We start from the raw sequence: 25,511 nt of genomic DNA, 5'->3' as shown, positions 1-25,511 counted from the left end.
ATGGAAGCGAACATCGAGGTCAGCGGGCTGCGCAAGCGGTTCGGCCCGGTCCTGGCCCTGGACGGGATGACGTTCACCGTGACGCCGGGGCACGTCACCGGCTTCGTCGGGCCGAACGGCGCGGGGAAGTCCACCACGATGCGGGTGATCCTCGGTCTGGACGCGGCCGACGAGGGCCGCGCGCTGATCGGCGGGCAGCCGTATCGCACGCTGCGGAGACCGTTGAGCCAGGTCGGGACGCTGCTGGACGCCGGCGCGCTGCAGCCGAGCCGGACCGGGCGCAATCATCTGCTCTGGCTGGCCCACTCCCAGGGCCTGACCGCGGGCCGGGTCGACGCCGTGGTCGAGCTGGTCGGGCTGGGATCCGCGGCGCGGCGGAAGGCGGGCGGTTACTCGCTGGGCATGCGGCAGCGGCTCGGCGTGGCGGCCGCCCTGCTCGGCGACCCGCCGGTGCTCATGCTCGACGAGCCGTTCAACGGCCTCGATCCGGAGGGCATCGTGTGGATGCGCGGGTTCCTGCGGTCGCTGGCCGCCGAGGGCCGTGCCGTGCTGGTGTCCAGCCATCTGATGAGCGAGCTTCAGGACACGGCGGGGCATGTCGTGGTGGTCGGCCGGGGCCGGGTGGTCGCGGACGCGAGCGTGGCGGAGTTGATCGCGGCCGCGTCCGGCGACCGGGTGAGGTTACGGACCACGGCGCGGCCGGAGGCGATGACGGTGCTGGCGGACGCGGGGGCCACCGTCGCCGTCACCGATCGTGACACGCTCACCGTCGCCGGGCTGGCGGCCGAGCGTGTGGTGGCGCTGCTGACCGCGAGCGGGGTGCCGTTCTCGGAGGTGGCCGGGCATCGGGCCACCCTGGAGGAGGCGTATATGGAGCTCACCAGGGACGCGGTCGAGTTCCGCGCGGACGGTGCGCGATGACGGGCCTGCTGCGCGGGGAGTGGACCAAGTTCAGGACGGTGCGCGGCTGGGTGCTCGGGATGGCGCTGGCGGCGCTGATCATCGTGCTGCTCGGGGTGTTCACGGCGTCCGGCAGTCACAGCTCCTGCTCGGGTCCTGAGGGCGATGTCTGCCCGGCCCTGCCGGTCGGCCCGGAGGGGCTGGCGGTGAACGACCGGTTCTCCTTCGCGCACCAGCCGCTGGACGGCGACGGCAGCGTCACCGTCCGGGTGGCGTCGCTGACCGGGATCATCACCTATCCGCCACCCGATCACGACAAGATCGTGCCCGGCGTGGTGCCGTGGGCGAAGGCCGGAATCATGATCAAGGAAAGCGTCCGGCCGGGGTCCGCGTACGCGGCGATGATGCTCACCGGGGGTCATGGGGCGCGGATGCAGCACAACTACGAGCACGACGTGGCCGGTTCCCGGGAGGCGCGCTGGCTGCGGCTGACCCGCTCCGGCGACTCGATCACCGGCGCCGAGTCGGCCGACGGCACCCACTGGACCACGGTCAGCACGGTCCGCCTGGCCGGGTTGCCGAAGAACGCCCTGGTCGGGCTGTTCGTCGCCTCCCCGTGTGATCTGACCGTGACGCAAGGCGACCTCGGCGGAACCATCGGGAAGTGCCGGCTCACCCAGGCCACCGCCGTCTTCGACCACGTCAGCCTGGCCGGAAACCCGTGGACCTACGACGACCTCGGCGGCCAGGCCGGCGCGCCCGCGCTCTCCCAGGGCGCCTTCCGCGAGTCCGGCGGCACGTTCACCGTGTCCGGATCCGGCGATGTCGGGCCGTACGGGATCGAGGGCGGGCAGATCGTCGAGCGCACCCTTTCGGGGGCGTACACCGGGCTGATCGCGGTGATCGTGGTGGCGGTGATGTTCATCACGGCCGAGTACCGGCGCGGGCTGATCCGCACCACCCTGCTGGCCAGCCCGCGCCGGGGGCGCGTGCTCGTCGCCAAATCGCTGGTGATAGGCGTGGTCACGTTCGTCGTCGGCCTGATCGCCGCGGTCATCGCGGTTCCCCTCGGCAGCGGCATTCTCCGCGCGAACGGCAACCAGCTCCTGCCCGTGAGCACCTTCACCGAAGTGCGCGTCGTCGCCGGCACCGCCGCGCTGCTGGCCCTCGCCGCCGTGCTGGCGCTCGCCCTGGGCGCGTTGATCCGGCGCAGCGCCGTGGCCGTCATCACCGCCATCGCGGTGATCGTCGTCCCCCACGTCCTGACAACCTCCTCGGTCCTGCCGGAGGGGTTGTCGCAGTGGCTGCTGCGGGTGACCCCGGCCGCCGGGTTCGCGATCCAGCAGAGCATTCCCGAATATCCGCAGGTCGAAGGGCATTATGTGCCGCAGTTGGGCTACTATCCGCTGGCGCCTTGGGCGGGTTTCGCGGTGCTGTGTGCCTATGCCCTGCTGGCTCTCGGCCTGGCCGTCGTCATGCTGCGCCGGAGGGACGCGTGAAGCGCGAAATCCACGCCGAGTGGACGAAACTGCGCACGCTCGCGGGCACCGGTTGGGTGCTGCTGGCGATCCCGGTCCTGACCGTCGCCTTGGGCGCAGCGGCCGGTGCCACCACCACCTGCGCGTCGGCGCGCTGCAATCACGACGCCGTCAGGCTCGCTCTCACCGGCGTGCAGCTGAGCCAGGTGGTCGTCGCGATCCTCGCCGTGCTGGCGATCACCGGCGAGCACACCACCGGCCTGATCCGCACGACGTTCACGGCGATGCCCCGCCGGTCCACCGTCCTCGCCGCCAAGGCTGCCGTCCTCACCGGTCCGACCCTTGTCGCGGCCATCCTCGGCGTGCTCGGGTCGGTGCTGGCCGGACAGCTCATCCTGCCCGGCCAGGGCTTCACGCCCGCGCACGGCTACCCGCCGCTGTCCCTCACCGACGGCCTGGTCCTCCGTGCCGCGGCGGGCTCAGTCCTCTACCTCACCCTGATCGCCGTGCTCTGCCTCGGAGTCGCCGCGATCGTCCGTGACTCGGCGGCCGCCATGGGCGTCGTGCTCGCCCTGTTTTACCTCTTCCCGATCCTCATCCACCTGGTCTCCGACCCGGATTGGCAACGACTCCTCTTCCGGATCTCCCCAACCAACGCCGGACTGGCCATCCAAGCCAGCATGAACCTGGACCTCCTGCCGATCGGCCCATGGCCAGGACTCGGCGTCCTCGCCGCCTGGGCCGCGGCCGCCCTCCTGGCCGCAGGCCTCCTGGTACGCCTCCGCGACGTCTGACCAGATCCGAGCCAGCCGGGCATCGCGAGTCAGGTGCCCGCGGTCACCGCCTTGAGCCCTGCGAACGACTCTCCGATGAACTGAGACAAGTCCTTCTGCCCGGCCTGCTCGGTCCAACGCCGGAACGCGACCTTGAAGACGGCGATGCCCGCCTCCGCGGCAAGGCTCGCGGAGGCGTCGTCGACACCGCGCTGCCGCAACGCGTCGGCGAGCGCGGCCGACAGCGAGGCGAGTTTGATCAGCTCGCGTTCCTGCAGCTCGGCGTTGGCGGCGATAACGGCCTGGCGCCGACGGGCATGCTCCTGGCGTTCCTGCAGCACAGCCGCGGCAGCCCCGAGGGCCGCCGCCACGACTTCCATCGGGGTGGCGGGCTCGGGAGCACGGCCGACTGTGCCCACGAGAAGCTCCTGCAGCGCGCTCGAACCCGCGAACAGCACTTCGCGCTTGTCCGTGTAGTGCCGGAAGAACGTCCGCTCCGTCAGCCCCGCCCGTTCGGCGATCTCCGCCACCGAGGTCCGTTCGAAGCCGCGCTCGAGGTAGAGCTCCAGCGCCGCCCGTTCGAGCCGGCCGCGCGCGTCCGGCTCCCATCGACCCATGCCCGGAATCCTACCCGATGACAGTGACTGACATCAGCTGCTACGGTGTGATGACAGTGACTGACATCGTTCGGTCGCCCGGCGCGCACCCGCAGCGCGAGGACGATCGGCCCACACTGGAGGCTTACTCATGCGCGTTTTCGTCACCGGGGCATCCGGATGGATCGGCTCCGCACTCACACCCGAACTCATCGGCGCGGGTCACCAGGTCGTCGGGCTCGCCCGCTCGGACGCCTCGGCCGCCGCCCTCACCAAGGCCGGGGCTGAGGTGGTCCACGGCACGCTCGACGACCTCGACGTCCTGCGCGACGCGGCCGCCGCGTCGGACGGAGTCGTCCACCTCGCGTTCAAGCACGACATCGCCTTCAATGGGGGCTTCCAGAGCGCCACCGACGCGGACCGCCGCGCCGTCGAGACATTCGGGAACGCCCTCGCCGGTTCCGCCCGGCCGTTCGTGCTCGCCTCCGGGCTGCTCGGACTCACTCCGGGCCGTGTAGTCACCGAAGAGGACGGACGCACGTCCGAGGCTGGCGGCCCGCAGACCCGGCTGGGCACCGCACGCCTGGCCCTCGCCCTCGCCGACCGCGACATCCGCTCATCCGTCGTACGGCTCCCGCCGACCGTGCACGGCGAGGGCGACCCCGGGTTCATGGCGACTCTGGTCGGCATCGCCCGCGACAAGGGCGTCTCCGGCTATATCGGCGACGGCTCCCAACGCTGGCCGGCCGCCCACCGCATCGACGCCGCACACCTGTTCCGGCTCGCCCTGGAGAACGCGCCGGCCGGATCGGTCCTGCACGGGGCCGCCGACCAGGGCGTGCCGATCCGCTCGATCGCCGAGGCCATCGGCCGCCACCTCAACCTGCGGACCCGCTCCGTCTCCACCGACGACGCGGCCGAGCATTTCGCCTGGCTGGCGGGTCTCCTCGCCATCGACATCCCCGCCTCCAGCGAGCTGACCCGCGAACTGCTGGGGTGGCAACCGACCCAGCCGAGCCTGGTCGAGGACCTGGAGAAGGGCCACTACTTCCGTACCGACCGGCCCGCGCAGCTGTAGCCGCCCGGCAGGCGGACACGGCAATACCGTCGCGGTCGTACTCGGCGGGCTGGTGCTGCTCGCGGCGGTGGTGGTCAGCGGGCCGCCGCGACGATCTCGGCCGTCGGGTCCCGCGGTTCCGGGCCTACCCGCTCGAACAGCACCGCGATGAGCACGCCGCCGAGCACCATCAGCGCGGCCCCGACACGGAAGGCCATGGCGTAACCCGAGGTCACCGCCGCCTCGGGGGACACACCGTTATAGATCTCCGCCATGGCGTACCGGATGGTGAGCGGCACCAGGACGGCCAGGCCGAGCGCGCCGCCGACCTGCTGCATGGTGGTCTGCACGCCTGAGGCCAGGCTGGAGTCCTGGGTGGTGACGCCGTGCAGCGCGGCGTTGGTCGCGGCTGGCATGGTGGCCCCGGCGAACAATCCGAAGACGATCATTCCCGGCAGGATGCCGCCGAAGTAGGTGGAGTCGACACCGACCATGCTCGTCAGCAGGAGTCCCGCCCCGGCGCCGATGAATCCGGCCGCGGCCACCGTCCGCACCCCGAGGCTCGGCGCGAGAGCCGTACCCAGGCCGATCCCCGCGCCGATGGCGAAGCCGAGCGGCAGGTACGCCAGGCCGGTCTGCAGCGGGGAGTAGCCCAGGATGTGCTGCTCGAACAAGGTCAGCAGGAAGGTGTAGGAGATGAACGCGGCCATGAAGAACAGCGAGGTGACGTTGATGACCGACCGGGTGCGGTTGGCGAAGAACGACAGGGGAATGAGCGGGTTCTTCGCCCGGCGCTCGATGACGATCATCGCGACCAGCAGCCCGGCTCCGGCGAGGAGCGGGACCAGCACGGACGCCGATCCCCACGAGTGCTCGGCCGCCTGCAGCAGGCCGTAGACGATGGCCACGAGCCCGGCGGTCGAGGTGGCCGCGCCGGCGACGTCCAGCCGGTCGCCCTTCTCCCGTACCATCCGGCTCTCGGTGACCAGCCGGGGCACGATCAGGAGGACCGCCACCGCGATCGGCACGTTGATGAAGAAGATCCACCGCCAGGTGGTCAGATCGGTCAGGACGCCGGAGATGACATAGCCCAAGGTGCCGCCGAGCGCCACCAGGCCGCCCCAGATGCCCAGCGCCTTCGTGCGCTCCTTCGGGTCGGTGAAGAGCAACGCGATCAGGCCGAGCGACGCGGGGGCGGAGATCGCCTCGGCGGTCCCCTGCGCGAACCGGCCCACGATCATCATGCCCTGGGTGGCGGCGGCCCCGCACACGATCGAGGACACCGCGAAGATGACCACGCCGATCAGCAGGAGCCGCCGCCGCCCGAAGACGTCGGCCAGCCGCCCGCCGAGCAGCAGCAGCCCGCCCGCCGCCAGCACGTAGCCGTTGACCACCCAGGTCAGGCCGGAATCGGAGAAACCGAGGCCGTCCTGGATGAGCGGCAGCGCCACGTTCACGACGGTCATGTCCAGCAGGATCATGAACGCCAGCCCGGACAGCAGGGCGAGCACCCACCATCGCCGGGGATCGGCCGCGCCGGTGGTCATGCTCGTCCCCCGTCGCCGTACAGGCTGGACCCGGTCTCCAGCAGGGATTTCAGGTCGCTCAGCACTTCGGCCCAGCCGCCGCCCGCGTTCTCGACCTGCCCGGCGACCTGCGCCCCCGTCCGCGGCGCGCCGTGCACGTCGTGGGTGACGGTCAGCGAGCACACGCCGTTCTCGCCTTCCTCGATCTCGTACGTGAGCAGGGTGAAACCCTCGTCGTTCCAGGTCGGCCGCCAGGTCTGCACCAGCCGGTACGGCGGATCGACCTCGATGACCTCGCCCTCCACCAGGCACTCGGCTCCGGCGTGGGTCTGGAAGGCGCCGCCGGGGCGCAGGTCGTAGTCGGCTTCGGCGCGGTAGCCGTACCGGCGGGTCCACTCGGGGTCGACGATCGCGGTCCAGATCGCCCGCGGGGTGGCTTTGATATAGACGCGGTGCACCTGCACGGTCGTGCCGGTGTCGGGGGTGGTCATGGTCTGCTCCAGCTCGTTCTTCAGGTGGACGAGCGCCGACACCTGAGGTTCGGTGTACTTGTCGATCCAGCGGTCGTGGATGAGCCGGATGGGCACCACGTTCAGGAAGTGCAGCTTCTCCCGGCCGGATTTGCGGGTGGTGACGAGACCGGCCTCCTCGAGCAGGCGGAGGTGTTTCATCACGCCGAACCGCGTCATGTCCACCTCGGACTCCAGGTCGGACAGCGTGCGGCCGTCCCGCGCGAACAGCCGGTCGAGCAGCCATCTGCGGGTCGGGTCGGCCAGCGCCTTGAAGACGCGGTCGTCGTCGGTCACGGCCACGAAGATAGGTGACCAAAAGGTCACATGTCAACCGGATCGACCCGTCGGCGGGTCCACGGTTGGCTTGCGCCGGACGGTGCTCGCTACTACGGTCATGTCTATGACTACTCATGGGCATGACTAGCGCATGGCCTTGCGGCACGCGGTGCTCGCGGCACTGCTCGACGGGGAGTGCAGCGGCTACCAGCTGACCAAGATCTTCGATGTGGGGGTCTCCAACTTCTGGTATGCCGCTCCGCAGCAGCTCTACGCCGAGCTGGCCAAGCTGGAAGCCGACGGCCTGGTCGCGGGCCGGGAGGTGGCCCAGCAGGGCCGGCCCAACAAGCGGGTGTTCACGGTCACCGAGGCCGGCGTCGGCGAGCTGGCCGCCTTCGCCGCGGCGCCGCCGAAACCGCTGCTCATCCGCGACGACCTCGCCGTCAGAGTGCACGCCGTCGACCTGCTCGACCCCGGGCCCGTGATCGCCCAGCTCCACGAGCGGGCGGAGGAGGCCGCGGCCAAGCTCGCGCTGTTCGAGAAGATGCTCATCCGGTTGCGCGGCGACCTGGACGAGGAGTCGTTCCTGCGCGAAGGGGACCGCATCGGGCCGTACCTTTCCTGCCTGGGCGGATGCCGTCTGGAGCGGGAGATACGCGACTGGTGCCTGCACACCGCGCGCACGCTGAGCGAACGCGCCGCCCGTACCGGACGGGAATGACCCTGATCCGCGCTACTGATCGGCGAGTATCTTCATGATCGTCGACCAAGGGCGATCGCGGTCCTGCTGAGCTCCTGACGACGGATATTCGTTCGACAGCCGGGAGCCGCCGCTGGCACGATGAGCCCGATGTCCCGAGCGTAGTAACACATCGACCCCCCAGGGGATGGCCACCGACCATCACCCCTGTTCAGGCGTGTCCAATCGATGTGTTTACAAGGGACTCATTTCATGCAACTTCACGAATATGCGCGTTATGACGCTGTCGGCCTCCGCGACCTGATCAGAGCGGGTGAGGTCACCGCCGGTGAGGTCGAGGCCGTCGCGCGGGAAGCCATCGCGATCGCGAACGCCGAGCTGAACGGGCTGGCGTTGCCGCCGTTCAACCCTGCGCTCGACCACGCCGCCGACGGCCCGCTGGCCGGGGTGCCGTTCCTGATCAAGGATCACGGGCCGGTCGCGGAAGGTGTGCCGTTCTTCCTCGGCAGCCGGGCGCTGCCGGGCATCCTCGCCCAGCGCGACACGGATCTCATGGCCCGCTTCCGGGCCGCGGGCCTGGTCACGCTCGGCCTCACCACCGTGCCTGAGCTGGTGCTCAGCTTCGCCACCGAGTCGCTCCGGTACGGGCCGAGCCGCAACCCGTGGGATCGTGACCGCGGGGTGGGTGGGTCTAGCGGCGGCGCCGCCGCCATGATCGCCGCCGGGGCCGTCCCGCTCGCCCACGCCAGCGACGGTGCCGGCTCCATCCGGGTGCCCGCCTCCTGCTGCGGTCTGGTCGGGCTGAAACCCAGCCGCGGACGCGTGCCGTGCGGGCCTGACCTGGGCGAACCGATGCTGGGCATGGCGTACGAATTCGCGCTGACGCGCACTGTCCGGGATGCCGCCCACCTGCTGGACGCGGTCCAAGGGCCCGGCATCGGAGACAAGTACACCGCTCCTCCCCCACGCGGCCCGTACGCCGACGAACGCGAGCCCGGCCCGCTGCGGGTCGCGGTGACCACCGAACCGTGGTCCGGCACGAGCGTCGACGGCGAGGTGGCCCAGGCGGCGATCCAGACCGGTCACATGATGGAACGGCTCGGCCATTCCGTCCTGGCGGACCGGCCGGAACTCAGCTGGGACGACGTCCTGGCGAGCTGCGTGGCCGAAGGGGTCGCGATCGCCTCGACGCTGCTCCGGGCGCCCAGGCAACCCGACCCGGCCCAGCTCGAAGCGGTCTCCCGGCAACTGCTCAGCCTGGCGCGCGAGTACACGGCGCTGGACATGATGAACGCCTTCGACGCCCAGAACCGGGTGACCAGATCGGTGGCCGCGTTCTTCACCCGATACGACCTGCTCATCACCCCGACCCTGGGACGGCTCCCCGCCCCCCACGGCACCCTGCGCTACAACGACCCCAGCCACACCTTCACCACATGGCTGGACTCGATGTTCGACTACAGCCCGTTCACGATGGTCTTCAACACCTCCGGCCACCCGGCGATCAGCCTGCCCCTGGGCCACAGCGCCACCGGCCTGCCGATCGGCGTCCAGCTCATCGCCCCGTACGGCCGCGAGGACCTCCTCTTCCAAGCCGCCACCCAACTGGAACACGCCATGCCCTGGGACCATCGCGTTCCCGGCTTCTTCGTCGGGAACCAGTAGCCCGAGGCCTGATCCGGGGCGGATCGGCCCCGGATCAGGCCGTTTCGGCGCTGAGGGTTTGTGCCACGGGCCGGCGGGCCGCCAAGCGTGCGGGCAGGGCGGTGAGTGCCACTGTCGCCAGGAGGGTCGCGAGCACGGCGGCGAGTACCCAGGAGAAGGGGAGCGTATTTATCTTCCCGTTCAACGAGTACAAGACGATGCCCACGGGAATGCCGGCGATGGCGCCCGGCAGGGCGGGCAAGAGCTGGGCAGTGGACAGCCCTGCGGAGATCTGTCCGGGGGTGGCGCCGAGCGTGCGCGCCATGGCCATGCTCGCCCGGGCTTCCATCGCCGTGGTCCAGGTGAGCGTGATGGTGTTCACGGTGGCGAGCGCGATCACCAGGATGGCGACCACCAGCAGCAACCGGCGGTCCTGACCGACCTGCAGGCTGGGCAGGGTGGAGGAACCGAGGCCGTAGCCCTTGCGGGGCTGGGCGTCGTAGGTCGGCAGGGCGGTGACCGCGATCAGTGTGGCGGCGGTGGAGCAGCCCTGCAGCACGGCGCGGCCCGGCCGGCGGGCGGTCAGCCGCAGCCCGAGCAGAAGCGGGGTGGGCAGCAGCGCGGACAGCACCGCCACCGCCACGGCGAGCGCGGTCGTCGCGGCGATGGTGGCGCCTGACGGTCCGACGACACTGCCGATCCGGCTGGCGGTGGGGCTGACGAGGGCGGGCTCGGCCAGGCGGGCGACCGTCAGCCCCAGCGCGTCGGCCAGCAGCGCCAGAACCAGGTACTCGGTGAGCAGGACGGCGGCGATCAGGCCGGGGGTGGCGCCGACGGCCTTGAGCAGTCCCGCCCGGCGCGTCTGCTCGGCGGCGCGTCCCGCGGCCAGCGCGGCCACTCCGGTGATGGCCAGGAAGCTGAGCAGCCAGCCACCGATGACCAGGATCGGCTGGGTGGTCCTGAGCATGACGGCGTCCTGCTGGGCCATGAATTGCCAGGCGTGGAAATTCACCCTGATGACGGAGACGTCGTGCGTGTCGATGAAGGCCTGAGTGGCGGCGGGGTCGCGCAGCTTGAGGTCCAGGGCCAGCGTCACCGGAAGCTCTTGGGATGCCAGTGCCCGGGCATCTGATCGGGTCAGCCAGGCCAGACCGCTCGGGTCACTCGGGCCGCCGCCCGGGCCGATCTGCTGCGCCCACGGGTAGATGGAGGTGGCCGCGGTCACGGCGATCCCGACGACGGGGAAGGTCCGGCCGGAGATGGTGACGTGGCCGCCGACGCGGACGCCCAGCGCGGTGGCGAAGCCCCGTTCGAGAACCGCGCCTCCGGAGCGTACCCAGTGGCCCGAGGTCACCAGCGGGCGGTTGACCGCGCCGGGTGTCTCGGCGGCGCCGTGCACCACCACGCGCGAGGTGGAACCGCGCGCGGTGAGGGTGGCGTAGACGAGGCGGTAGGGACCGTTGTGGGCGATGACCTCGGGGTCTTGCGCCAACGAGGCCAGGGCCGAGGTCACCGCGGGGCCGGTGCTTGGGGTGAGGACTACCACGTCCGGTCCGGCGGTGGCCGCCCGGGTCTGCTGGTACAGCGCCTCGGTCGCCCCGCCCAGGGACAGGCCCAGGGACAGGGTGGCGGTGGCCACGGTCACCGCGAGCAGGAGCATCACGGCCTGGGCCCGGTGCCGTCGGACGTCGGCGATGGCGAGGCGGAAGACGAGCATGGTGCGGCCCATGCCGGTCAGCCCTTCAGCCCGATCAGCCCGCCGAGCCACCCGGTGGTGCTGCCGGCCAGCCGGATGTCGTCGACGAACATCCCGTCGCGCATCGAGACCAGCCGGTCCGCGGTGGCCGCAACCCGCTCGTCGTGCGTGACGATGACGAGGGTCTGCCCCGCGGCACGCAGGTCCTCGAAGATCCTCAGCACGTCCAGTGTCGCCGCGGTGTCGAGGTTGCCGGTCGGCTCGTCGGCCAGGACGAGCAGCGGCTCGTTGGCCAGCGCGCGGGCGATGGCGACCCGCTGGCGTTGCCCGCCCGACAGCTCCGAAGGCAGATGCCGGGTACGGCCGGCGAGCCCGACCCGGTCCAGCAGGAGGCACGCGCGCCGCCTGGCAGCACGCCGCGAGCGCCCGGCCAGCAGCGCGGGCAGCTCCACGTTCTCCGCCGCCGACAGCTCCTCCATCAGATGGAATGCCTGGAAGACGAATCCCACCGACCGGCGCCGCAGCCGCGCCAGCGCCCGCTCGTTCAGGGTGTCGATGCGTTGACCGGCCAGCCAGACCTCGCCACCGGTGGGCCGCTCCAGGCCACCCAGCAGATGCAACAGGGTCGACTTCCCGCAGCCGCTGGGCCCCATCACCGCCAGCATCTGCCCTGCGGCCACGTCCAGGTCGACCGCGTCCACCGCGCGGACCCGGCTATGCCCCTGACCATGCTCCTTCACCAGGCCGCGCGCGGCACTTAACACGTTCATGCATCCCCTAACGGTTAGCCAATAGGTAGCGGTTAGCCATAAGAGGTGTCAAACGGCCAATTTTTGCGACGGTCACGTCCCACGCGCTGAACGTCCAGACCGGCCAGGCGCGCAAGCTCCCCGCCACCTACCGCGTTCAGGAGCTGTTCGGCCTGGCGCCGCCCGGTGCGCCAGGAGCGCTGTGACCGTCGGTGAGCTGCTCGGGGACCGGGGCGCCGAGGAACTCCAGCAGGGCGGCGACCTTGTGGTCCAGTTCGATCCCGACGGCGGTGATCGCGGGGTCGCCGAACCCGCCGAACTGGGCGCTCGGCCGGTCGATGGCGAAGCGTGTCACGCCCTCCGCGTCCTGGTAGATCTCCGTCCGTAGCGGGGCGTACAGCATGACGGCGGGGTCGTGGTGGAACATCCGCTGGGCGATGGTGTGGTTGCCCATGAGGTACTGCACGCTGCGCCACCGATCACCGGCCAGGCGCAGGAGCGCGGTGTTGTCGAAACTCCAGTAGATGATGAAGCCGTGCGGCGCGTTCTGGTCGGTGGCGCGCTGCACGGTGGACCAGTCCGCGTCTTCTTCCATGAACTGTTCGAACAGCGGCGTGTCCAGGGTGGGGACCGCGCGCTCGTATCGCTCCCGGAACTCCTCGAACGGCGCGCCGGTGTCGACGATCAGCCGGTGGGCCTCGTATGCCACGTCGGCGACGGGGCTTGCCATCGGATCTCCCCCTTCGGTTGGCACGGCGGGGGATCTGGCTTTCACAATGAAAGCTATTCTTCGAGCGTACCCCTGGGCGAGCGGATCAGCAGGGTTGCCACCACCTCGTCGGGACCGACCGTGCAGTATACGTGCGGCACATCCGCCCGCCAGGAGATGTGCTCGCCCGGCGCGGCCAGCAGCGGCGCGTCGGCCGGCCCGGCGCGCAGCACGCCCTCATAGACCGTCACATGCTCGGTGACGCCGGGAGCGTGCGGCGGCGACTGCTGGACGACGCCGGGCCGTACCCGCACGCGCAGCAACTCGAACGTCACGCCCTGCTCCTCGAAGACCTCCAGCAGGGTGGCCGTCACGGCGGCGCCGCGCACATCGACCGCGTCCCCGGGCGGCGCGCCGGGCTCCAGGACAAGCGCCGTCAGCGGTACGCCCAGCGCCCCCGCCACCGCGTAGAGCGTCTCCAACGTGGGATTGCGGGAGCCGAGCTCCAGGCCGGACAGCGTGGCCTTGCCGATCCCGGCACTGCGGGCCAGCGCCGACAGCGAGATCCCGCGCGCCTCCCGCAACCGCCGCAGCCGGCTCCCGACACCCGCCTCACGCTCGTCCACCGGGCCATCGTGACATGACGGGCTTGTCCGGCACCTCCGCGTACCCTATCGTTCCGTAAACGGAACGCCCGGTGGAGGGAGCGCACGTGCGGATGCAAGCCATTGTGGCTGGGCTGGTCAGCGCGGTCGTCGGGTACGCCAGCTCGTTCACCGTCGTGCTCGCCGGCCTGCGCGCCGTCGGAGCCACGCCCGGCCAGGCCGCGTCCGGGCTGCTCGCCCTCTGCGCCGGCATCGCCGCGGTGGCGATCTTCCTCGGGCTGCGCTACCGCATGCCGATCAGCATCGCCTGGTCCACCCCGGGCGCCGCGCTGCTCGCCGCGACCGGCCCCGTCCCCGGCGGCTTCCCGGCCGCGGTCGGCGCGTTCCTCGTGTGCGCCGCCCTCATCGTGCTCGCCGGCCTGTCCCCCTGGCTGGCCCGCGCGATCGCCGCCATCCCGCGCCCGATCGCCGGGGCCATGCTGGCGGGCGTCATCCTGAGCCTCTGCACCGCACCGGTCCGCGCCGTCGTCGACATCCCCCTCCTGGCGGTCCCGGTCGTCCTCACCTGGGCGATCCTGCAGCGCTACCGACGGCAGTGGGCCGTCCCGGGCGCGCTCGTCGCCGCGGTGATCGGGATCATGGCGCACGGCCCCGGTCTCTCCGGCGCGGCCCTGCGCCCCTCGATCGAGCTGACCGCCCCCGCGCTCAACCTCTCGGTGGTGGTGAGCATCGCCATTCCGCTGTTCCTGGTCACCATGGCCGCGCAGAACGTTCCCGGCATGGCGGTCATGGCGACATACGGGTACGCCCCTCCCCTGCTCCCGGTCCTCGTCACGACCGGCCTGGCCAGCGCGGCGGCGGCCCCGTTCGGCGGGCACGCCCTCAACCTGGCGGCGATCACCGCCGCGCTCACGGCGGGCCCGGACACCCACCCGGACCCGGGCCGCCGCTGGATCGCGACGGTCGCCCTGGGCGCCGGCCAGCTGACCCTCGGCCTCGGCGCGGGCCTGGCCATGGCCCTGGTCCTGCTGTCCCCGCCGGTCCTGGTCATCGCCGTCGCCGGCCTGGCGCTGCTCCCGGCTCTCGGCTCGTCCCTTGCCAGCGCGGTGACCGAGCCGGAGGGCCGCGAGGCCGCGGTGGTGACGTTTGTCGTGACCGCGTCCGGCATGACGATCCTGAGCATCGGCGCGGCGTTCTGGGGCCTGGTCGCGGGCGGCCTGACCGCGCTACTCCTGCACCGCCGCACACCACCGGCTCTGGACGCCAACCGCTCACGACCGGTTGGTGTCACCCGGTAGCTACAGGCCGCCGGAGTCCGTCCATGACGACGGTGATGAAAACGTCGGTGAGCTGCGGGTTCTCGGGTTGCGCGCGAGCGATCGCGAAGGCCAGGTGGCTGATCAGGGCGGTGGTGGTCGCGAGGTCGAGGTCGGTGCGGATCGCGCCGGCCTGCCGGGCTCCGGTGAGCATCTCCGCCACGACCTGGACGAGCTCGGCACGCAGCGCGGCCGTGGCGGGTGTGGTCAGGTCGCGCAGCTGGTCGCTGATGGGGTGGTGGGCGGCCTGGAAGGCGATCAGTTCGGTGAGAAAGGCGCGCAACGCCTGCTCGGGGCCGCTCTGCCGGAGCAGATCGCGGCCCCGCCGTACCACCGGTTCGAGCAGGTGCGCGACGGCGGTGTCCAGCAGCGCGTCCTTGCCGCCGAAGGCGCGCACGACGGTTCCCACTCCCAGGCCGGCCTTCCTGGCGATGGCCTCGACGGTGAGCGCGGCGTCGGGTTCGGCCAGCAACGCGGTGGCCGCCTCCAGGGCGAGCTGTCGGTTGCGTACGGCATCGGCCCGGCGGCCCGGCATTGACATCTGGAATGTACCTTCCATATAAGTGGAGCGGGCATTCTATTTAATCGCATGGGAGACACCCGATGAACGAGCGGATCCTGATCTCGGGCGCGAGCATCGCAGGGCTGACCCTGGCGCACTGGCTGGCCAGGCACGGCTTCCAGCCCACCGTGGTCGAACGCGAGCGCGGGCCGCGCACGGGCGGCAACGGCGTCGATGTACGAGGCCAGGCCATCGGCGTCGTCGAGCGCATGGGGATCCTGCCGGAGATCCGTGCCGCCGCCACCGACGTGCGGGGCATGAAGTTCGTCGACGCCCGCGACCGGCCGGTCGCCCGGATCGGCATCCAGGACCCCGGCGGCGTCGAGCTCATGCGTGGCGACCTGGTGGCGCTCCTGCACCGGCGGACCGGCGTCGAATACCTCTTCGGCGACTCCATCCGGGCACTGGCGCAGGACGGCGACGGCGTGACCGTCACCTTCGACCACGCCGGCACCCGCCGCTTCGACCTGGTCGTCGGCGCCGACGGCATGCACTCCAACGTCCGGCGGCTGGCCTTCGGCCCCGAGGAGCGGTTCGTCCGGTTCAAGGACCACTACTTCGCCTTCGCCGACGCCGACGCCTCGCTGGGCGAGGACCGGTGGGTGACGATGTACAACACGCCGGGGAGGATGGCCGGGATCTACCGCTCCGGCAATCACGCCCAGGCCAAGGCGTACTTCATCTTCCGCTCCGCGCCCCTGAGCTACGACTTCCGCGACGTCGGCCGGCACAAGCGCCTGGTGGGCCAGGCGTTCGCGAGCGACACCTCCTGGCACGTCCAGGAACTGCTCGGCGCCGGGCTGGCCGACCCGGAGTTCTACTTCGACGCGCTCAGCCAGGTACGGATGGACTCCTGGTCCACCGGCCGGGTCGCGCTGGTGGGCGACGCCGCCTGGTGCGCCTCCCCGGCCTCGGGTGCGGGCGCCGAGTTGGCTCTGGTCGGCGCCTACCGGCTCGCCGGAGAGCTCGCGGCGGCCGGGGGCGATCACCGGATCGCCTTCCCCGCCTACCATGCCGGCCACCGTGCCCTGGTCGGCAAGAGGCAGCGGATCGGTACGAACGTCCGCCTCATGGTGCCCAAGACGTCGGGCGGCAGGTGGCTGCGTGACACCGTCGCCCGGCTGCCGCTGACGCGGGTGATGAGCGCGGTGGAACGGCTGGCGCGGGCCAAGCCCCCGGCCCTGCCCGAGTACGCCCCGGTTCAGGTACGCTGGACGCAGTAGCCAAATTTGGCTAGTTGGAGGATGAATGGCTCACGAGAAGACCGTGCCGCTGCTGCCCTGCCGGTCCGTCGACGAGATCGTGGAGTTCTACGGCGCGCTGGGCTTCGTCCGGACCTACTACCAGGTCCGCCCCAATCCGTACGTGTCGTTGAAGCGCGAGGATCTCCAGCTGGGCTTCTTCGGCATGGCGGACTTCAAGCCCGAGGATTCGTACGGATCGTGCCTGGTGCTGGTGCCCGACACCGGCGCGCTGTACGCGGCGTTCGCCGAGGGCATGCGCGCGGCCTACGGCAAGCTCCTGGTGTCCGGGATTCCCCGGATGACCCGGCCGCGCAAGCGGAAGAACTCCGGCGACACGGCCGGATTCACGATCGTTGACCCGGGCGGCAACTGGATCAGGATCTTCGCCGCCTCGGCCGGACCGTCCGAGCCGGAACCGGCCGCAGGCAAGCTCGCGACCACGTTGCAGAACGCCGTGGTGTTAGGCGACTCCAAAGGCGACCACCTCCAGGCGGCCAGGATTCTGGACACCGCGCTCCGCCGCGAGCAGGACACCGCGTCACCGGCCGACCTGCTGGAAGCCCTGGCCTACCGCGCCGAACTCGCGCTGCGGGCCGAAGACCCGGCACGCGCCCGCGACCTCCTCGCCCAAGCCCGCGAGGTCCCCCTGTCCGACGCCAACCCGGAAACGCTCGCCAGCCTCGACGACCTGGCGGCCGCGCTGCCTCCCGTCGATCCGGCCTGAAGGGAACAAGCGCATGTCCGTGGTCCGGCTGCTGGTGCTCGGCGCGATCCGGCGGCGCGGCCGTTCCCACGGCTATCTGGTACGCGCCGACCTGGAATCCTGGGGCGCGCACGAATGGTCCACCGCCACCTCCGGCTCGATCTACCACGCCCTGAAATCCATGACCGGCCAAGGCCTGCTCCTCGCCCACGAGACCAAACCCAGCGAGGCGGGCGGGCCCCCGCGCCTGGAATACGAGCTGACCGGGGACGGCGAGCAGGCCTACTTCACCCTGCTCCGCGAGGCGCTCTCCAGCCGCGACCCCCGGCTGGACCTGCTCGCCGCGGCCGTCGGCCTCATCGACGACCTCCCCCGCGCCGAGGCGATCGACCTGCTCCGGCGGCGCGCCCTCGTGATGGACCAGTGGCGCGCCAGCATCACCAGCGAGCTCCCGCCCGACACCGACCTGGAGACCTGGGGGCCGGTCGGCGCCGTCATCGAACTCTGGCTGCACACCGCCGACAGCCGTACCGCCTGGACGCACCGGCTCATCACGCGCCTCGAAGAGGGCGCTTACCACATGGCCGATGACGGGTCAGACCCTGGTCTCTTCCACGGCCCTGACCGGTGAAGCCACCTTCGGTGCCCGGCGTCCGGGCATCCACCAGTTGGCCTTGCCGCACAGTTCCATCACTGCGGGGACCAGGAGCATCCGGATGATGGTGGCGTCGACGAGCACGGCGACGGCCATGCCCAGACCGATCTGCTTGACCGAGACGTCGGGGCCGAGCAGGGCGGTCGTGAAGATGGCGATCATGATGGCGGCGGCGGCCGTGATGACCTTGGCGGTCCGCGCCAGCCCGAGAGCGACGGCCCTGCGGGTGTCGCCGGTGCGCTCGTACTCCTCACGGATCCGCGAGATCAGGAAGACCTCGTAGTCCATCGACAGGCCGAACAGGAGCGGGAACATCATCATCGGCACCCAGGTCGTGATCGGCATGTCGGTGGGGAAACCGAGGGCCGAGCCGAACCATCCCCACTGCACGACCGCGACCAGCACGCCGTAGGCGGCGCCGATCGACAGCAGGTTCATCACGGCGGCCTGCAGCGCGATCGTGACCGACCGGACCAGCGCGATCAGCAGCACCAGGGACAGCACGATGACGACCGCGATCATCAGGGGCAGGCGCGAGCCGGTGTCCTCGGCGAAGTCGATCGCGCCGGCGTTCGGGCCGCCGACGTAGACCGCTTCGCCGCCGGGCGCCTTGGGCAGCACGTCGTCGCGGAGCTCGTGCACCAGGTCCGCGGTCGCCTCCTCCTGGTATCCGGTCGTGGGGAAGGCCATGAAGGTGGCGGCCTGCCCGTCCTGGCTGACCCGGGGCGGCGTGACGTAGGCGATGCCCTCGGTCTTCCCGACCGCTTCGACGACGGGACGCAGATCGGCGACCTCGGCGGCGAAGATCAGGGGTGCGCCGAAGCCGGGACCGAAACCGTCGGAGAGGATCTGGTACGAGGTGTAGCTGCTCCTGTCGTGGGGCTGGACGCTGGCGTCGGGCAGGCTCAGCCGCATCGACAGCGCGGGGGTGGCCAGTACCAGCAGGCCCGCGCCGGCCAGTATCGCGGCGACCAGCGGCCTGCGCTGCACCACGCCGGCCCACCGCTCGGCGGGGGTACGGCGCTCGGCCCCACGTTGGCGGGACGTGCGACGGGGCAGGCGCAGTGAGTTGATCTTGTGGCCGGCGAAGCCCAGGAACGCCGGCACCAAGGTCACCGCGGCGATCATCGTCACCAGCACGGCCACCGACGCGCCGATGGCCACGCCGGTCATCATCTTCTGACCCATGGCGATCAGGCCCAGCAGCGCGATCACGACGGTCGTGCCGGCGAAAAGCACCGCGTGACCCGCGGTCGTGATGGCCTTGACCGTGGCGCGCTCGGGCTCGTCACCATCCTGCAGGCTGTCCTTGTAGCGGGTCAGGATGAACAGCGCGTAGTCGATGCCGACGCCGAGCCCGATCAGCGCGGCGACGAGCACGGTGAAGTCCGGCGAGGGGACCACGTGCCCCACGAGCTTCATCAGGGCGATGCCGCCGAGGACCGCCATCAGCCCGGTCACGATCGGCAGGCCCATGGCCACCAGCGACCCGAACGCGATGAACAGGATCACCGCTGCCGCCAGGACGCCCACGCTCTCGGTCGAACCCTGCGGGGGCGTCTCGGCCTTCTCCGCCTTGTCCCCGCCCAGCCCCAGCGTCACGCCGTCACCTGAGGCGTCCTTGACCGTGTCCACCAGGCGCTTGACCTCGGTTTTCGCCACATCCTTGTCGGTCAGCGGGATGGTCGTACGGGCGATGCGACGATCCTCCGTCACCAGATCCGCGTCCTGATACGGCGAGGTCACCGGTCCGGTAATGGGTGAAGCGTCCAGATCGGCGATGACCTTCTCGATCTTCTGCCGGGCGGCGGGGTCGTCGATCCCCTTCGCTGCCTTGATCGCGAGAGTCAGCGTGTCCCCTTGTTGTTCGGGAAAGTGCTTCTTGATCAGCACCTGCGCCTTGGCGGAATCGGAGTCTCCACCGGAGTAATCGTTGTCGGAGGCGGCGCCGTAGCCGAAGCCGACGAACGCCACGGCGATGACGCCGACGATCCAGGTCAGCAGGACCAGGCGACGGCGCCGGTAACAGAACCGGGCTAATCCCGCCAGAGCTCCATCAGTACGGGAATTCTCAATTGTCATTAATTACTCCTCAGGTCGCAGCGGGGCGAGAATCGCCGATTCGGCGAGTGAGTGGCGCGGGCTGGATCAGTGGCCATGGCCTGGGCTTTCGCCGTGCGAGCCGCCGAATGGCGTCGTGACGCCGTCGTAGCGGAGTCGGAGCATCATGCCCTGATGCGCGTGGGGCAGGTTGTGGCAATGGTTCATCCAGATTCCGGGATTCGTCGCGCGGAATGCGACCTCCCAGGTCTCGCCTGGCCGGACGTCGAATGTGTCCACCCACAGCGGGCTGCCCGTCGACGGTGTCCCGTCCCTGGACAGGATCAGCACGGGATGGCCGTGCAGGTGCCAGGGGTGCGTTTCCAGGCTTCGGTTGACGACGGTGAACCGGACGGTGTCGCCGTCGGCGACGAGCTGGTCGGGGATTCCAGGGTGGCCTTGGCCGTTGACGGTGTGCGCGTATGCCGGTTGGCCGTTGACCAGGGCCACGCCTCGGTCGAGGACCATGGTGAAGTGCCGGTCGGCATGGCGGGCGTCGAAGGGTACGGCGGCTGGGGTTCCGTACCGCAGGAGGTCGAGCTCCGGCAAGTCGGAGGTGTCCCGTGCTTCCCCGAGGGAATCGCCGTGCAGGCGCAGTCCGCCGTCACGGTCGTCGTCGATGACGAGTGCCACGGACGTGTCCGGCATGAGGAACACCAGGTCGTATCGCCCGCCCGCGGGCAGGCGCAGTGCGACGTCGCTGACCTCGCCGGGCTGGTTGAGGTCTCGGCCGTCGACGGCCGTCACCCGGAACGGGGTTCCGGCAAGGACGATCCGGTGTGGATCCGAGTCGGTGTTGATCAATCGCAGCCGCACCGGTGCGCCTGGTGGTGCCTGGTGTTCGGTTCGGCCGTCTCTGCCTGCGATCACGACGGTGCCGTCGAAGGTGTGCACGGGCAGGGTCAGGTCCACCTGGTCGTCGGCGTCGCGCGGTTTTACGACGAGGGTTCCGTACAGGCCTTTACGTACGCCGACGTGGGACGCGTGATGGGTGTGATACCAGTAGGTGCCCACTTGGTCGGCGCGGAACCGGTAGACGAAGTCCTCTCCGGGTCCCACGGCCGGCTGGGTCACACCCGGCGCGCCGTCCTCGCCGCACGGCACGTCGTAGCCGTGCCAGTGCAGGGTCACGCCGTCCTCGATGTCGGCGTTGCGCAGCCGCACTTCGATCAGGTCACCCTGGATCGCGGTGATCGCCGGACCCGGGATCTCGCCGTTGTAGGTCCACGCGTCGATCTCTCGTCCGGACGGGAGCCGTACGGTGGCCTTCTTCGCGGTGAGCACGGGCCCCCGCACCGTGCCACCCCGTGCCGGCGAACCGGAGCCCCGAAGATCGGCCACTGACACGGCCGCTCGGGACGAGCGCCCGGATCCGATGGTCACCGATTCGGCGGGAAGGAACGACAGCCCGGTGCCGGCACCGGCCGCGCCCACCACGACCGCGCCGCCGGTCCAGCCGATGAACCGGCGGCGCGAGATCGCGCGCCGATCCTCCGGCGCCTGCGTGACGCCCGCATCGGCGGGAGTCGCGACCACTCGCGCGGTCAGCAACGCACTGGCACACACGAGCGAGATCGTGATCAAGGCCGTGCTCAAGGTGAGCGGGTACCCGACCAGGAAGGTCACCATAAGACCGGCCAGCGCCGCGTAAGCCGTAGTGAACACCGAGACCACGCCGCCCGCCGACCGCCCCCGCCGCGCCGCGAGCAGCACGGCGACAGCCCCGGCGACCCCCAGCATCGGCAGCCCCAGCAGCACCTTCTCCTGGACGAACCACCAGCCCCGGCCGGCCAGTATCGCCACGGTGACCACCCGGACAAGCGTCACGAGCACCGCGGCGGCCAGGGCGGCGAACGCCAGCCGGGTACGCCGGAGCGCCAGGGTGATCCCTGCCGCGAACCACGTGGCGACGCTCAGCAGCGCGACGACGTGATCCAGGATGATCCACAGCCCAGTGGTCATGGCGCCTGGCGCGTTAGTGTGGCCGACCTGGACAGCTGCCCGGCCTGGCGGGCGATCATCCCGGCCACCGCCAGGATGGCGAGACCGTTGACCGCGTGCAGACCGAAGACGAGCTCGCCGGCGGCGCCGTCGAACGCCTTGGCGATCGCCCTGATCACGAACTGGACAACCGCGAGCCCGGCGACCAGGCCGCTCAACCCGATGAGCCGCCCGGGCATCCGGGCTATCGCGGCGGCGACGGTCACCAGGACCGCGAGCAGGAGGATTCCGGAGCCCAGCACGCGGTGCGGCTGGAAGGACTCCTCGTTGGGTGCCGTGTCGAACGCACCGCTGGCAGCCAGGAAGAACTGTGCCGCGACCGCCAGTACCTGCAGGGTCGCCAGGGCGGCGAAGAATCTACGCATGGCGCGCTCCTTGAGGATCGTTCATGGCGGCGATCGTCGCGCCGGTGAGGCCGCTGTGGCATCTGACGGCGGACGGCGGCGTCTACGCATTTGGGCGTAGCCGACTCGTGCCTCGCTACGCCTGTCGGCGTAGCAGGTCGCGCGTCTGGGCGGAGCGTCGTCCGTACGCCGGAACAGTAGGATCACGGCATGAAACACCACGCCGTGCCGTTCCGCCTGCGGGTGGGGACGCAAGACGTGGTGATCGCGCTCTTCGTCACCGTGATGCAGGTGCAGGGCACGCTCGCCCGCGTTGCCGCCGAGGGGGCGCCGCGTCCGCTCACCGACTTCGGAAACCTCGGCTTCGCGCTGCTGGTGGTGAGCGGCCTGGTCGTGGCCGTCCGCCGCCGGTGGCCGGTTCCGGTGTTCGTCACCGCCGCACTGGCCAGCTTGGTGTACTACGGTCTCGACTTCCCGGACGGGCCGGGCTGGCTCGGGCTCTTCGTCGCCCTGTACACCCTCGCCGCCTACGGTGACGGGCGCCGGTCATTGGTGATCGCCGGTGTGAGTACCGCGGTGCTTGCCATCTGGTGGCTGTTCGCAGCGGCTGACATCGAGCCGCGCGCCGCCATCGGCTGGGTGTTCTTCCGTATCGGCGCGTCGGTCATGAGCGTGGCCCTCGGCGAGTCCGTCCGGTCCCGGCGGGTCATCGCGGCCGACGCCCAGCAGCGTGCGGAACTGGCTGAACGGACCCGCGAGGAAGAAGCGCGTGCGCGGGTCGACGCCGAACGGCTCCGGATCGCGCGCGAAGTCCACGACACCGTCGCGCACGCCATCGCGATCATCAACGTGCAGTCCGGGGTCACCGCGCACGTGCTCGACAAGAGACCGGACCGGGCCCGCGAAGCGTTGCAGGCCATCGAGCAGACCAGTTCCCGGGCGCTGCGGGAGATGCGGACCATCCTCGGCGTGCTCCGTGACGACAACGACGGCCGCGTGCCGTACCCCGGCCTGGAACAGATCGACGAACTCACCGCCAAGGCACGCGACGCCGGACTGGACGTCACGCTCGAGGCGACCGCGCCCGCGACACCGTTGCCGAGCGCGGTGGGCAGCGCCGCCTACCGGATTCTGCAGGAGTCGATCACCAATGTGATCTCTCATGTCGGCCCGACCCGGGTGACGGTCGCGCTGAACCCGGGGGTCGACGTCCTGGAGATCCGCGTGACCGACGAGGGCCGCCGCACCGGATCCGGTGCCGATCGACCGTCCGGCAATGGCACGGACCCGTCGGCCAGGGCCGGGCGCGGGATCCTGGGCATGCGCGAGCGCTGCCAGCTGCTCGGCGGCGAGCTCGACGCCAAGCCGACTCCGGGCGGAGGTTTCGAGGTCACGGCCCGGCTGCCTCTCGCGCCGACCGGGTCGCGCCTGTGAACACGGCATCCGGGTCGCCGATCAAGGTGCTGCTCGCCGACGACGAGAAGCTCGTGCGGTCCGGGTTCAAACTGCTGCTCGACGTCGAAGACGACATCACCGTGGTCGGAGAGGCGACCAACGGTGCCGAAGCCGTCGAGGGTGCCCGCGCCACCCGCCCCGACGTCGTCCTCATGGACATCCGCATGCCGAAGGTGGACGGAATCCAGGCCACGGCCCAGATCACCGGGATGCGCGGGCTGGAGCGCGTCCGGATTCTCATCCTCACCACGTACGACACCGACGCGTACGTTTTCGAAGCGCTGCAAGCCGGTGCCAGCGGCTTTCTGCTCAAGGACGCCGGACCGCCCGAGCTCCTGCACGCCATCCGGGTGGTCGCCGCCGGCGAAGCCCTGCTCGCGCCGCGGATCACCAGACGTCTCATCAGCCAGTTCACCGCGCGGCGAACGGCGGCCAGTGCCGCGGAGGACCGGCTCGCGGTGCTCACCGGGCGCGAGCGAGAAGTGCTGGCGCTGGTGGGCCGGGGCCTGAGCAACGACGAGATCGGCGCCGAACTGGTCCTCAGTCCGGCCACCGCGCGCACTCATGTCAGCCACGCGATGGCGAAGCTGGGTGCGCGTGACCGCGCGCAACTGGTTGTCATCGCGTACCAGACAGGACTGGTCAGCCCCGACGCGTGACCTCACAGCCGCACGCTTCCGGGGAACGCAAGTGGTCGGTCACGCGTTGGTCGCCGTGACGGTGCCGGTGGTGCCGTCGATGGTGATGAGGGTGTCGTCGTGGAGCCTGATCGTCGCGTTCGGGATGCCGAGGACGGCGGGGATGGCGTGCTCGCGGGCGACGATCGCGGCGTGGGACAGCACGCCTCCGGTTTCGGTGACGACGCCGGCGGCGATGCGCGGCAGCGGTGTCCAAGCGGGGTCGGTGAAGGGGCAGACGAGGATGTCGCCCGGGTGCACGCGCGCGAAGTCGCCTGGGCCGCGGACGATCCTCGCGGTGCCGGTCACTCTCCCGTGGCTGCCCGGTGTCCCGGTGAGTGTGGCGGCCGGGATATCCGAGGCGTCGGAAGGCGAAGGCCGCGGTGGCGGTGCGGCGGTGATCGGCCGTGCTTGCAGAATCCAGGTGCGGCCGTCGACGATCGCCCACTCGATGTCCTGCGGTCCACCGAGTACGGCAGCGATCTCCCTGCCCAGCTCGGCGAGCCGCGTGGCGGTCGCGTCGTCGATCGCCGGTCGGTCCCGGGTACGGGTGGGCACGTCGCTCATGACGAGCCGCGTGCCACGCCGGTCGAGGCGGGTCCGTTTGTCGGCGATAGTGCGGGTGACTGTCCCGTCCTGGGCGACGCGGTAGGCGTCAGGGGTGACCGTACCTCCGACGATGCTGGGGCCCAGGCCCCAGGACGCCTCGATCTCGGTCGCGTTGTTCGGGCCCGCAGGGGTGAACATGACCCCAGACACCTCGGCGTCCAGATGGCGCTGGACGATGACGGCCATCGCAAGATCGTTATATGCGTGGCCGGAGGCAGCCCGGTAGGCGATGGCCCGTGGAGAAGACAACGAGGCCCAGCAGGCGCGTACGGCATCGGCGACCTCGCTGACTCCGTGCACAGCGAGAAAGCTCTCGTGCTGACCGGCCGCCGATGCCTGACCGGTATCCTCATCCGCCGCCGATGATCTCACCGCCACGGGCGGATCGCCGAGATCGTCAAGCGCGCGTCCCAGCGCGTCGACCACGGTGGCGTGGAGTGGGCGGGCGCGGTAAGCGGCGAACGGGACGACGAAGCCATCAGGAACCGGCAGACCCGCGCGGAGCAACACGCCAAGTGTGCCGGCCTTGCCCCCGCAGGTATCGGCGACAGCCTCCATGAGAGGTACGATCATCCACCTAGCCTTTCAACAGACTGTTGACAACATTTTGTTGAGTTTGCATTA

At 70.6% G+C, this 25,511-nt stretch carries 24 protein-coding genes; 12 read left to right on the top strand and 12 right to left on the bottom strand.

Going from position 1 to position 25,511, the window contains the following annotated elements; genetic code table 11:
• From Aple_RS02650 to Aple_RS02640, 3 genes are read left to right on the top strand one after another with little or no spacing between them, the layout of a single operon-like run.
• Complete coding sequence (locus tag Aple_RS02650) at positions 1–921, top strand: ATP-binding cassette domain-containing protein (protein ID WP_155342780.1); 921 nt, start codon at positions 1–3, stop codon at positions 919–921.
• Complete coding sequence (locus tag Aple_RS02645) at positions 918–2,399, top strand: ABC transporter permease subunit (RefSeq protein WP_155342779.1); 1,482 nt, start codon at positions 918–920, stop codon at positions 2,397–2,399. The genes Aple_RS02650 and Aple_RS02645 overlap by 4 nt, the downstream gene beginning before the upstream one ends.
• Positions 2,396–3,172: an ABC-2 transporter permease gene (locus Aple_RS02640; RefSeq protein WP_155342778.1), complete on the top strand. Its 777-nt coding sequence runs from the start codon at positions 2,396–2,398 to the stop codon at positions 3,170–3,172. Before Aple_RS02645 ends, Aple_RS02640 begins: the two co-directional genes overlap by 4 nt.
• A 29-nt stretch (positions 3,173–3,201) precedes the next feature.
• On the opposite strand, the gene Aple_RS02635 is transcribed toward Aple_RS02640, so the two are convergent.
• Positions 3,202–3,768 carry a TetR/AcrR family transcriptional regulator gene (locus Aple_RS02635; RefSeq protein ID WP_155342777.1) on the bottom strand — a complete coding sequence of 189 codons (567 nt, stop codon included), beginning with the start codon at positions 3,766–3,768 and terminating at the stop codon, positions 3,202–3,204.
• Positions 3,769–3,898: 130 nt separating this feature from the next.
• Between Aple_RS02635 and Aple_RS02630 the strand changes: the two genes are divergently transcribed.
• Entirely contained in the window at positions 3,899–4,825 is a 927-nt protein-coding gene (locus tag Aple_RS02630) for an SDR family oxidoreductase (protein ID WP_155342776.1), read from the top strand.
• 74 nt (positions 4,826–4,899) lie between these two features.
• Here the strand turns inward: Aple_RS02630 and Aple_RS02625 are convergent, their stop codons facing one another.
• Entirely contained in the window at positions 4,900–6,351 is a 1,452-nt protein-coding gene (locus Aple_RS02625) for an MFS transporter (RefSeq protein WP_246264051.1), read from the bottom strand.
• Positions 6,348–7,136, bottom strand: a complete 789-nt coding sequence (locus Aple_RS02620; protein WP_155342775.1) for an ArsR/SmtB family transcription factor — start codon at positions 7,134–7,136, stop codon at positions 6,348–6,350. The genes Aple_RS02625 and Aple_RS02620 overlap by 4 nt, the downstream gene beginning before the upstream one ends.
• Before the next feature lie 133 nt (positions 7,137–7,269).
• Between Aple_RS02620 and Aple_RS02615 the strand changes: the two genes are divergently transcribed.
• Both Aple_RS02615 and Aple_RS02610 read left to right on the top strand, forming a co-directional pair.
• Entirely contained in the window at positions 7,270–7,839 is a 570-nt protein-coding gene (locus Aple_RS02615; RefSeq protein ID WP_155342774.1) for a PadR family transcriptional regulator, read from the top strand.
• Positions 7,840–8,070: 231 nt separating this feature from the next.
• The gene (locus Aple_RS02610; protein ID WP_155342773.1) at positions 8,071–9,483 is read left to right on the top strand and encodes an amidase; all 1,413 of its coding nucleotides are present in this window, start codon (positions 8,071–8,073) and stop codon (positions 9,481–9,483) included.
• 34 nt (positions 9,484–9,517) lie between these two features.
• Here the strand turns inward: Aple_RS02610 and Aple_RS02605 are convergent, their stop codons facing one another.
• The 4 genes from Aple_RS02605 to Aple_RS02590 all read right to left on the bottom strand — a co-directional run bounded on the left by Aple_RS02605 (position 9,518) and on the right by Aple_RS02590 (position 13,242).
• A complete protein-coding gene (locus Aple_RS02605; RefSeq protein ID WP_246264049.1) occupies positions 9,518–11,230 on the bottom strand; it encodes an ABC transporter permease in 1,713 nt (570 codons plus the stop codon).
• Complete coding sequence (locus Aple_RS02600; protein WP_155342772.1) at positions 11,197–11,928, bottom strand: ABC transporter ATP-binding protein; 732 nt, start codon at positions 11,926–11,928, stop codon at positions 11,197–11,199. Before Aple_RS02600 ends, Aple_RS02605 begins: the two co-directional genes overlap by 34 nt.
• A gap of 136 nt (positions 11,929–12,064) precedes the next feature.
• Positions 12,065–12,637 (bottom strand): DUF302 domain-containing protein, encoded by a 573-nt coding sequence (locus tag Aple_RS02595; RefSeq protein WP_155342771.1) that lies wholly within the window; start codon positions 12,635–12,637, stop codon positions 12,065–12,067.
• Between the two features lie 53 nt (positions 12,638–12,690).
• Positions 12,691–13,242 (bottom strand): XRE family transcriptional regulator, encoded by a 552-nt coding sequence (locus Aple_RS02590; protein WP_174889775.1) that lies wholly within the window; start codon positions 13,240–13,242, stop codon positions 12,691–12,693.
• A gap of 92 nt (positions 13,243–13,334) precedes the next feature.
• Between Aple_RS02590 and Aple_RS02585 the strand changes: the two genes are divergently transcribed.
• A complete protein-coding gene (locus Aple_RS02585; protein WP_155342770.1) occupies positions 13,335–14,519 on the top strand; it encodes a benzoate/H(+) symporter BenE family transporter in 1,185 nt (394 codons plus the stop codon).
• On the opposite strand, the gene Aple_RS02580 is transcribed toward Aple_RS02585, so the two are convergent.
• Positions 14,509–15,078 (bottom strand): TetR/AcrR family transcriptional regulator, encoded by a 570-nt coding sequence (locus Aple_RS02580; protein WP_170321248.1) that lies wholly within the window; start codon positions 15,076–15,078, stop codon positions 14,509–14,511. The two genes, Aple_RS02585 and Aple_RS02580, sit on opposite strands and share 11 nt — an antisense overlap.
• 62 nt (positions 15,079–15,140) lie before the next feature.
• Here Aple_RS02580 and Aple_RS02575 point away from each other — a divergent pair, with 62 nt between their 5' ends.
• The 3 genes from Aple_RS02575 to Aple_RS02565 are packed head-to-tail and all read left to right on the top strand — an operon-like array spanning position 15,141 to position 17,677.
• Positions 15,141–16,322, top strand: a complete 1,182-nt coding sequence (locus tag Aple_RS02575) for an FAD-dependent monooxygenase (RefSeq protein ID WP_155342768.1) — start codon at positions 15,141–15,143, stop codon at positions 16,320–16,322.
• A gap of 25 nt (positions 16,323–16,347) precedes the next feature.
• On the top strand, positions 16,348–17,067 hold the full coding sequence (locus Aple_RS02570; protein ID WP_155342767.1) for a DUF8817 family protein: 720 nt from the start codon (positions 16,348–16,350) through the stop codon (positions 17,065–17,067).
• Positions 17,068–17,080: 13 nt separating this feature from the next.
• Positions 17,081–17,677: a PadR family transcriptional regulator gene (locus Aple_RS02565; RefSeq protein WP_155342766.1), complete on the top strand. Its 597-nt coding sequence runs from the start codon at positions 17,081–17,083 to the stop codon at positions 17,675–17,677.
• Here Aple_RS02565 and Aple_RS02560 read toward each other — a convergent pair.
• From Aple_RS02560 to Aple_RS02550, 3 genes are all read right to left on the bottom strand, one after another.
• Positions 17,642–19,783: an MMPL family transporter gene (locus Aple_RS02560; RefSeq protein ID WP_155342765.1), complete on the bottom strand. Its 2,142-nt coding sequence runs from the start codon at positions 19,781–19,783 to the stop codon at positions 17,642–17,644. The genes Aple_RS02565 and Aple_RS02560 overlap by 36 nt on opposite strands.
• Before the next feature lie 66 nt (positions 19,784–19,849).
• The gene (locus tag Aple_RS02555) at positions 19,850–21,763 is read right to left on the bottom strand and encodes a multicopper oxidase family protein (protein ID WP_155342764.1); all 1,914 of its coding nucleotides are present in this window, start codon (positions 21,761–21,763) and stop codon (positions 19,850–19,852) included.
• On the bottom strand, positions 21,760–22,167 hold the full coding sequence (locus tag Aple_RS02550) for a DUF6220 domain-containing protein (protein ID WP_155342763.1): 408 nt from the start codon (positions 22,165–22,167) through the stop codon (positions 21,760–21,762). The genes Aple_RS02555 and Aple_RS02550 overlap by 4 nt, the downstream gene beginning before the upstream one ends.
• A gap of 189 nt (positions 22,168–22,356) precedes the next feature.
• Between Aple_RS02550 and Aple_RS02545 the strand changes: the two genes are divergently transcribed.
• Entirely contained in the window at positions 22,357–23,580 is a 1,224-nt protein-coding gene (locus Aple_RS02545) for a sensor histidine kinase (RefSeq protein ID WP_155342762.1), read from the top strand.
• Positions 23,577–24,260, top strand: coding sequence for a response regulator transcription factor (locus Aple_RS02540; protein ID WP_155342761.1), 684 nt, complete (start codon positions 23,577–23,579; stop codon positions 24,258–24,260). Before Aple_RS02545 ends, Aple_RS02540 begins: the two co-directional genes overlap by 4 nt.
• Before the next feature lie 39 nt (positions 24,261–24,299).
• Here the strand turns inward: Aple_RS02540 and Aple_RS02535 are convergent, their stop codons facing one another.
• Positions 24,300–25,460, bottom strand: a complete 1,161-nt coding sequence (locus tag Aple_RS02535) for a PEP/pyruvate-binding domain-containing protein (protein WP_155342760.1) — start codon at positions 25,458–25,460, stop codon at positions 24,300–24,302.
• Positions 25,461–25,511: the final 51 nt, after the last annotated feature.

It is taken from the genome of Acrocarpospora pleiomorpha (genome assembly GCF_009687885.1).
Taxonomy (GTDB): domain Bacteria; phylum Actinomycetota; class Actinomycetes; order Streptosporangiales; family Streptosporangiaceae; genus Acrocarpospora; species Acrocarpospora pleiomorpha.
Note: the sequence above shows the minus strand (reverse complement) of the source record. Positions and strands in the feature narration are given on the sequence as shown.

Bases quoted from the DNA above. Each gene is read 5' to 3' on its own strand.
- Aple_RS02650 (WP_155342780.1), top strand. From the start codon at position 1: ATGGAAGCGAACATCGAGGTCAGCGGGCTGCGCAAGCGGTTCGGCCCG.
- Aple_RS02645 (WP_155342779.1), top strand. From the start codon at position 918: ATGACGGGCCTGCTGCGCGGGGAGTGGACCAAGTTCAGGACGGTGCGC.
- Aple_RS02635 (WP_155342777.1), bottom strand. From the start codon at position 3,768: ATGGGTCGATGGGAGCCGGACGCGCGCGGCCGGCTCGAACGGGCGGCG.
- Aple_RS02630 (WP_155342776.1), top strand. From the start codon at position 3,899: ATGCGCGTTTTCGTCACCGGGGCATCCGGATGGATCGGCTCCGCACTC.
- Aple_RS02625 (WP_246264051.1), bottom strand. From the start codon at position 6,351: ATGACCACCGGCGCGGCCGATCCCCGGCGATGGTGGGTGCTCGCCCTG.
- Aple_RS02615 (WP_155342774.1), top strand. From the start codon at position 7,270: ATGGCCTTGCGGCACGCGGTGCTCGCGGCACTGCTCGACGGGGAGTGC.
- Aple_RS02610 (WP_155342773.1), top strand. From the start codon at position 8,071: ATGCAACTTCACGAATATGCGCGTTATGACGCTGTCGGCCTCCGCGAC.
- Aple_RS02600 (WP_155342772.1), bottom strand. From the start codon at position 11,928: ATGAACGTGTTAAGTGCCGCGCGCGGCCTGGTGAAGGAGCATGGTCAG.
- Aple_RS02595 (WP_155342771.1), bottom strand. From the start codon at position 12,637: ATGGCAAGCCCCGTCGCCGACGTGGCATACGAGGCCCACCGGCTGATC.
- Aple_RS02585 (WP_155342770.1), top strand. From the start codon at position 13,335: ATGCAAGCCATTGTGGCTGGGCTGGTCAGCGCGGTCGTCGGGTACGCC.
- Aple_RS02580 (WP_170321248.1), bottom strand. From the start codon at position 15,078: ATGTCAATGCCGGGCCGCCGGGCCGATGCCGTACGCAACCGACAGCTC.
- Aple_RS02575 (WP_155342768.1), top strand. From the start codon at position 15,141: ATGAACGAGCGGATCCTGATCTCGGGCGCGAGCATCGCAGGGCTGACC.
- Aple_RS02570 (WP_155342767.1), top strand. From the start codon at position 16,348: ATGGCTCACGAGAAGACCGTGCCGCTGCTGCCCTGCCGGTCCGTCGAC.
- Aple_RS02565 (WP_155342766.1), top strand. From the start codon at position 17,081: ATGTCCGTGGTCCGGCTGCTGGTGCTCGGCGCGATCCGGCGGCGCGGC.
- Aple_RS02560 (WP_155342765.1), bottom strand. From the start codon at position 19,783: ATGACAATTGAGAATTCCCGTACTGATGGAGCTCTGGCGGGATTAGCC.
- Aple_RS02555 (WP_155342764.1), bottom strand. From the start codon at position 21,763: ATGACCACTGGGCTGTGGATCATCCTGGATCACGTCGTCGCGCTGCTG.
- Aple_RS02550 (WP_155342763.1), bottom strand. From the start codon at position 22,167: ATGCGTAGATTCTTCGCCGCCCTGGCGACCCTGCAGGTACTGGCGGTC.
- Aple_RS02545 (WP_155342762.1), top strand. From the start codon at position 22,357: ATGAAACACCACGCCGTGCCGTTCCGCCTGCGGGTGGGGACGCAAGAC.
- Aple_RS02535 (WP_155342760.1), bottom strand. From the start codon at position 25,460: ATGATCGTACCTCTCATGGAGGCTGTCGCCGATACCTGCGGGGGCAAG.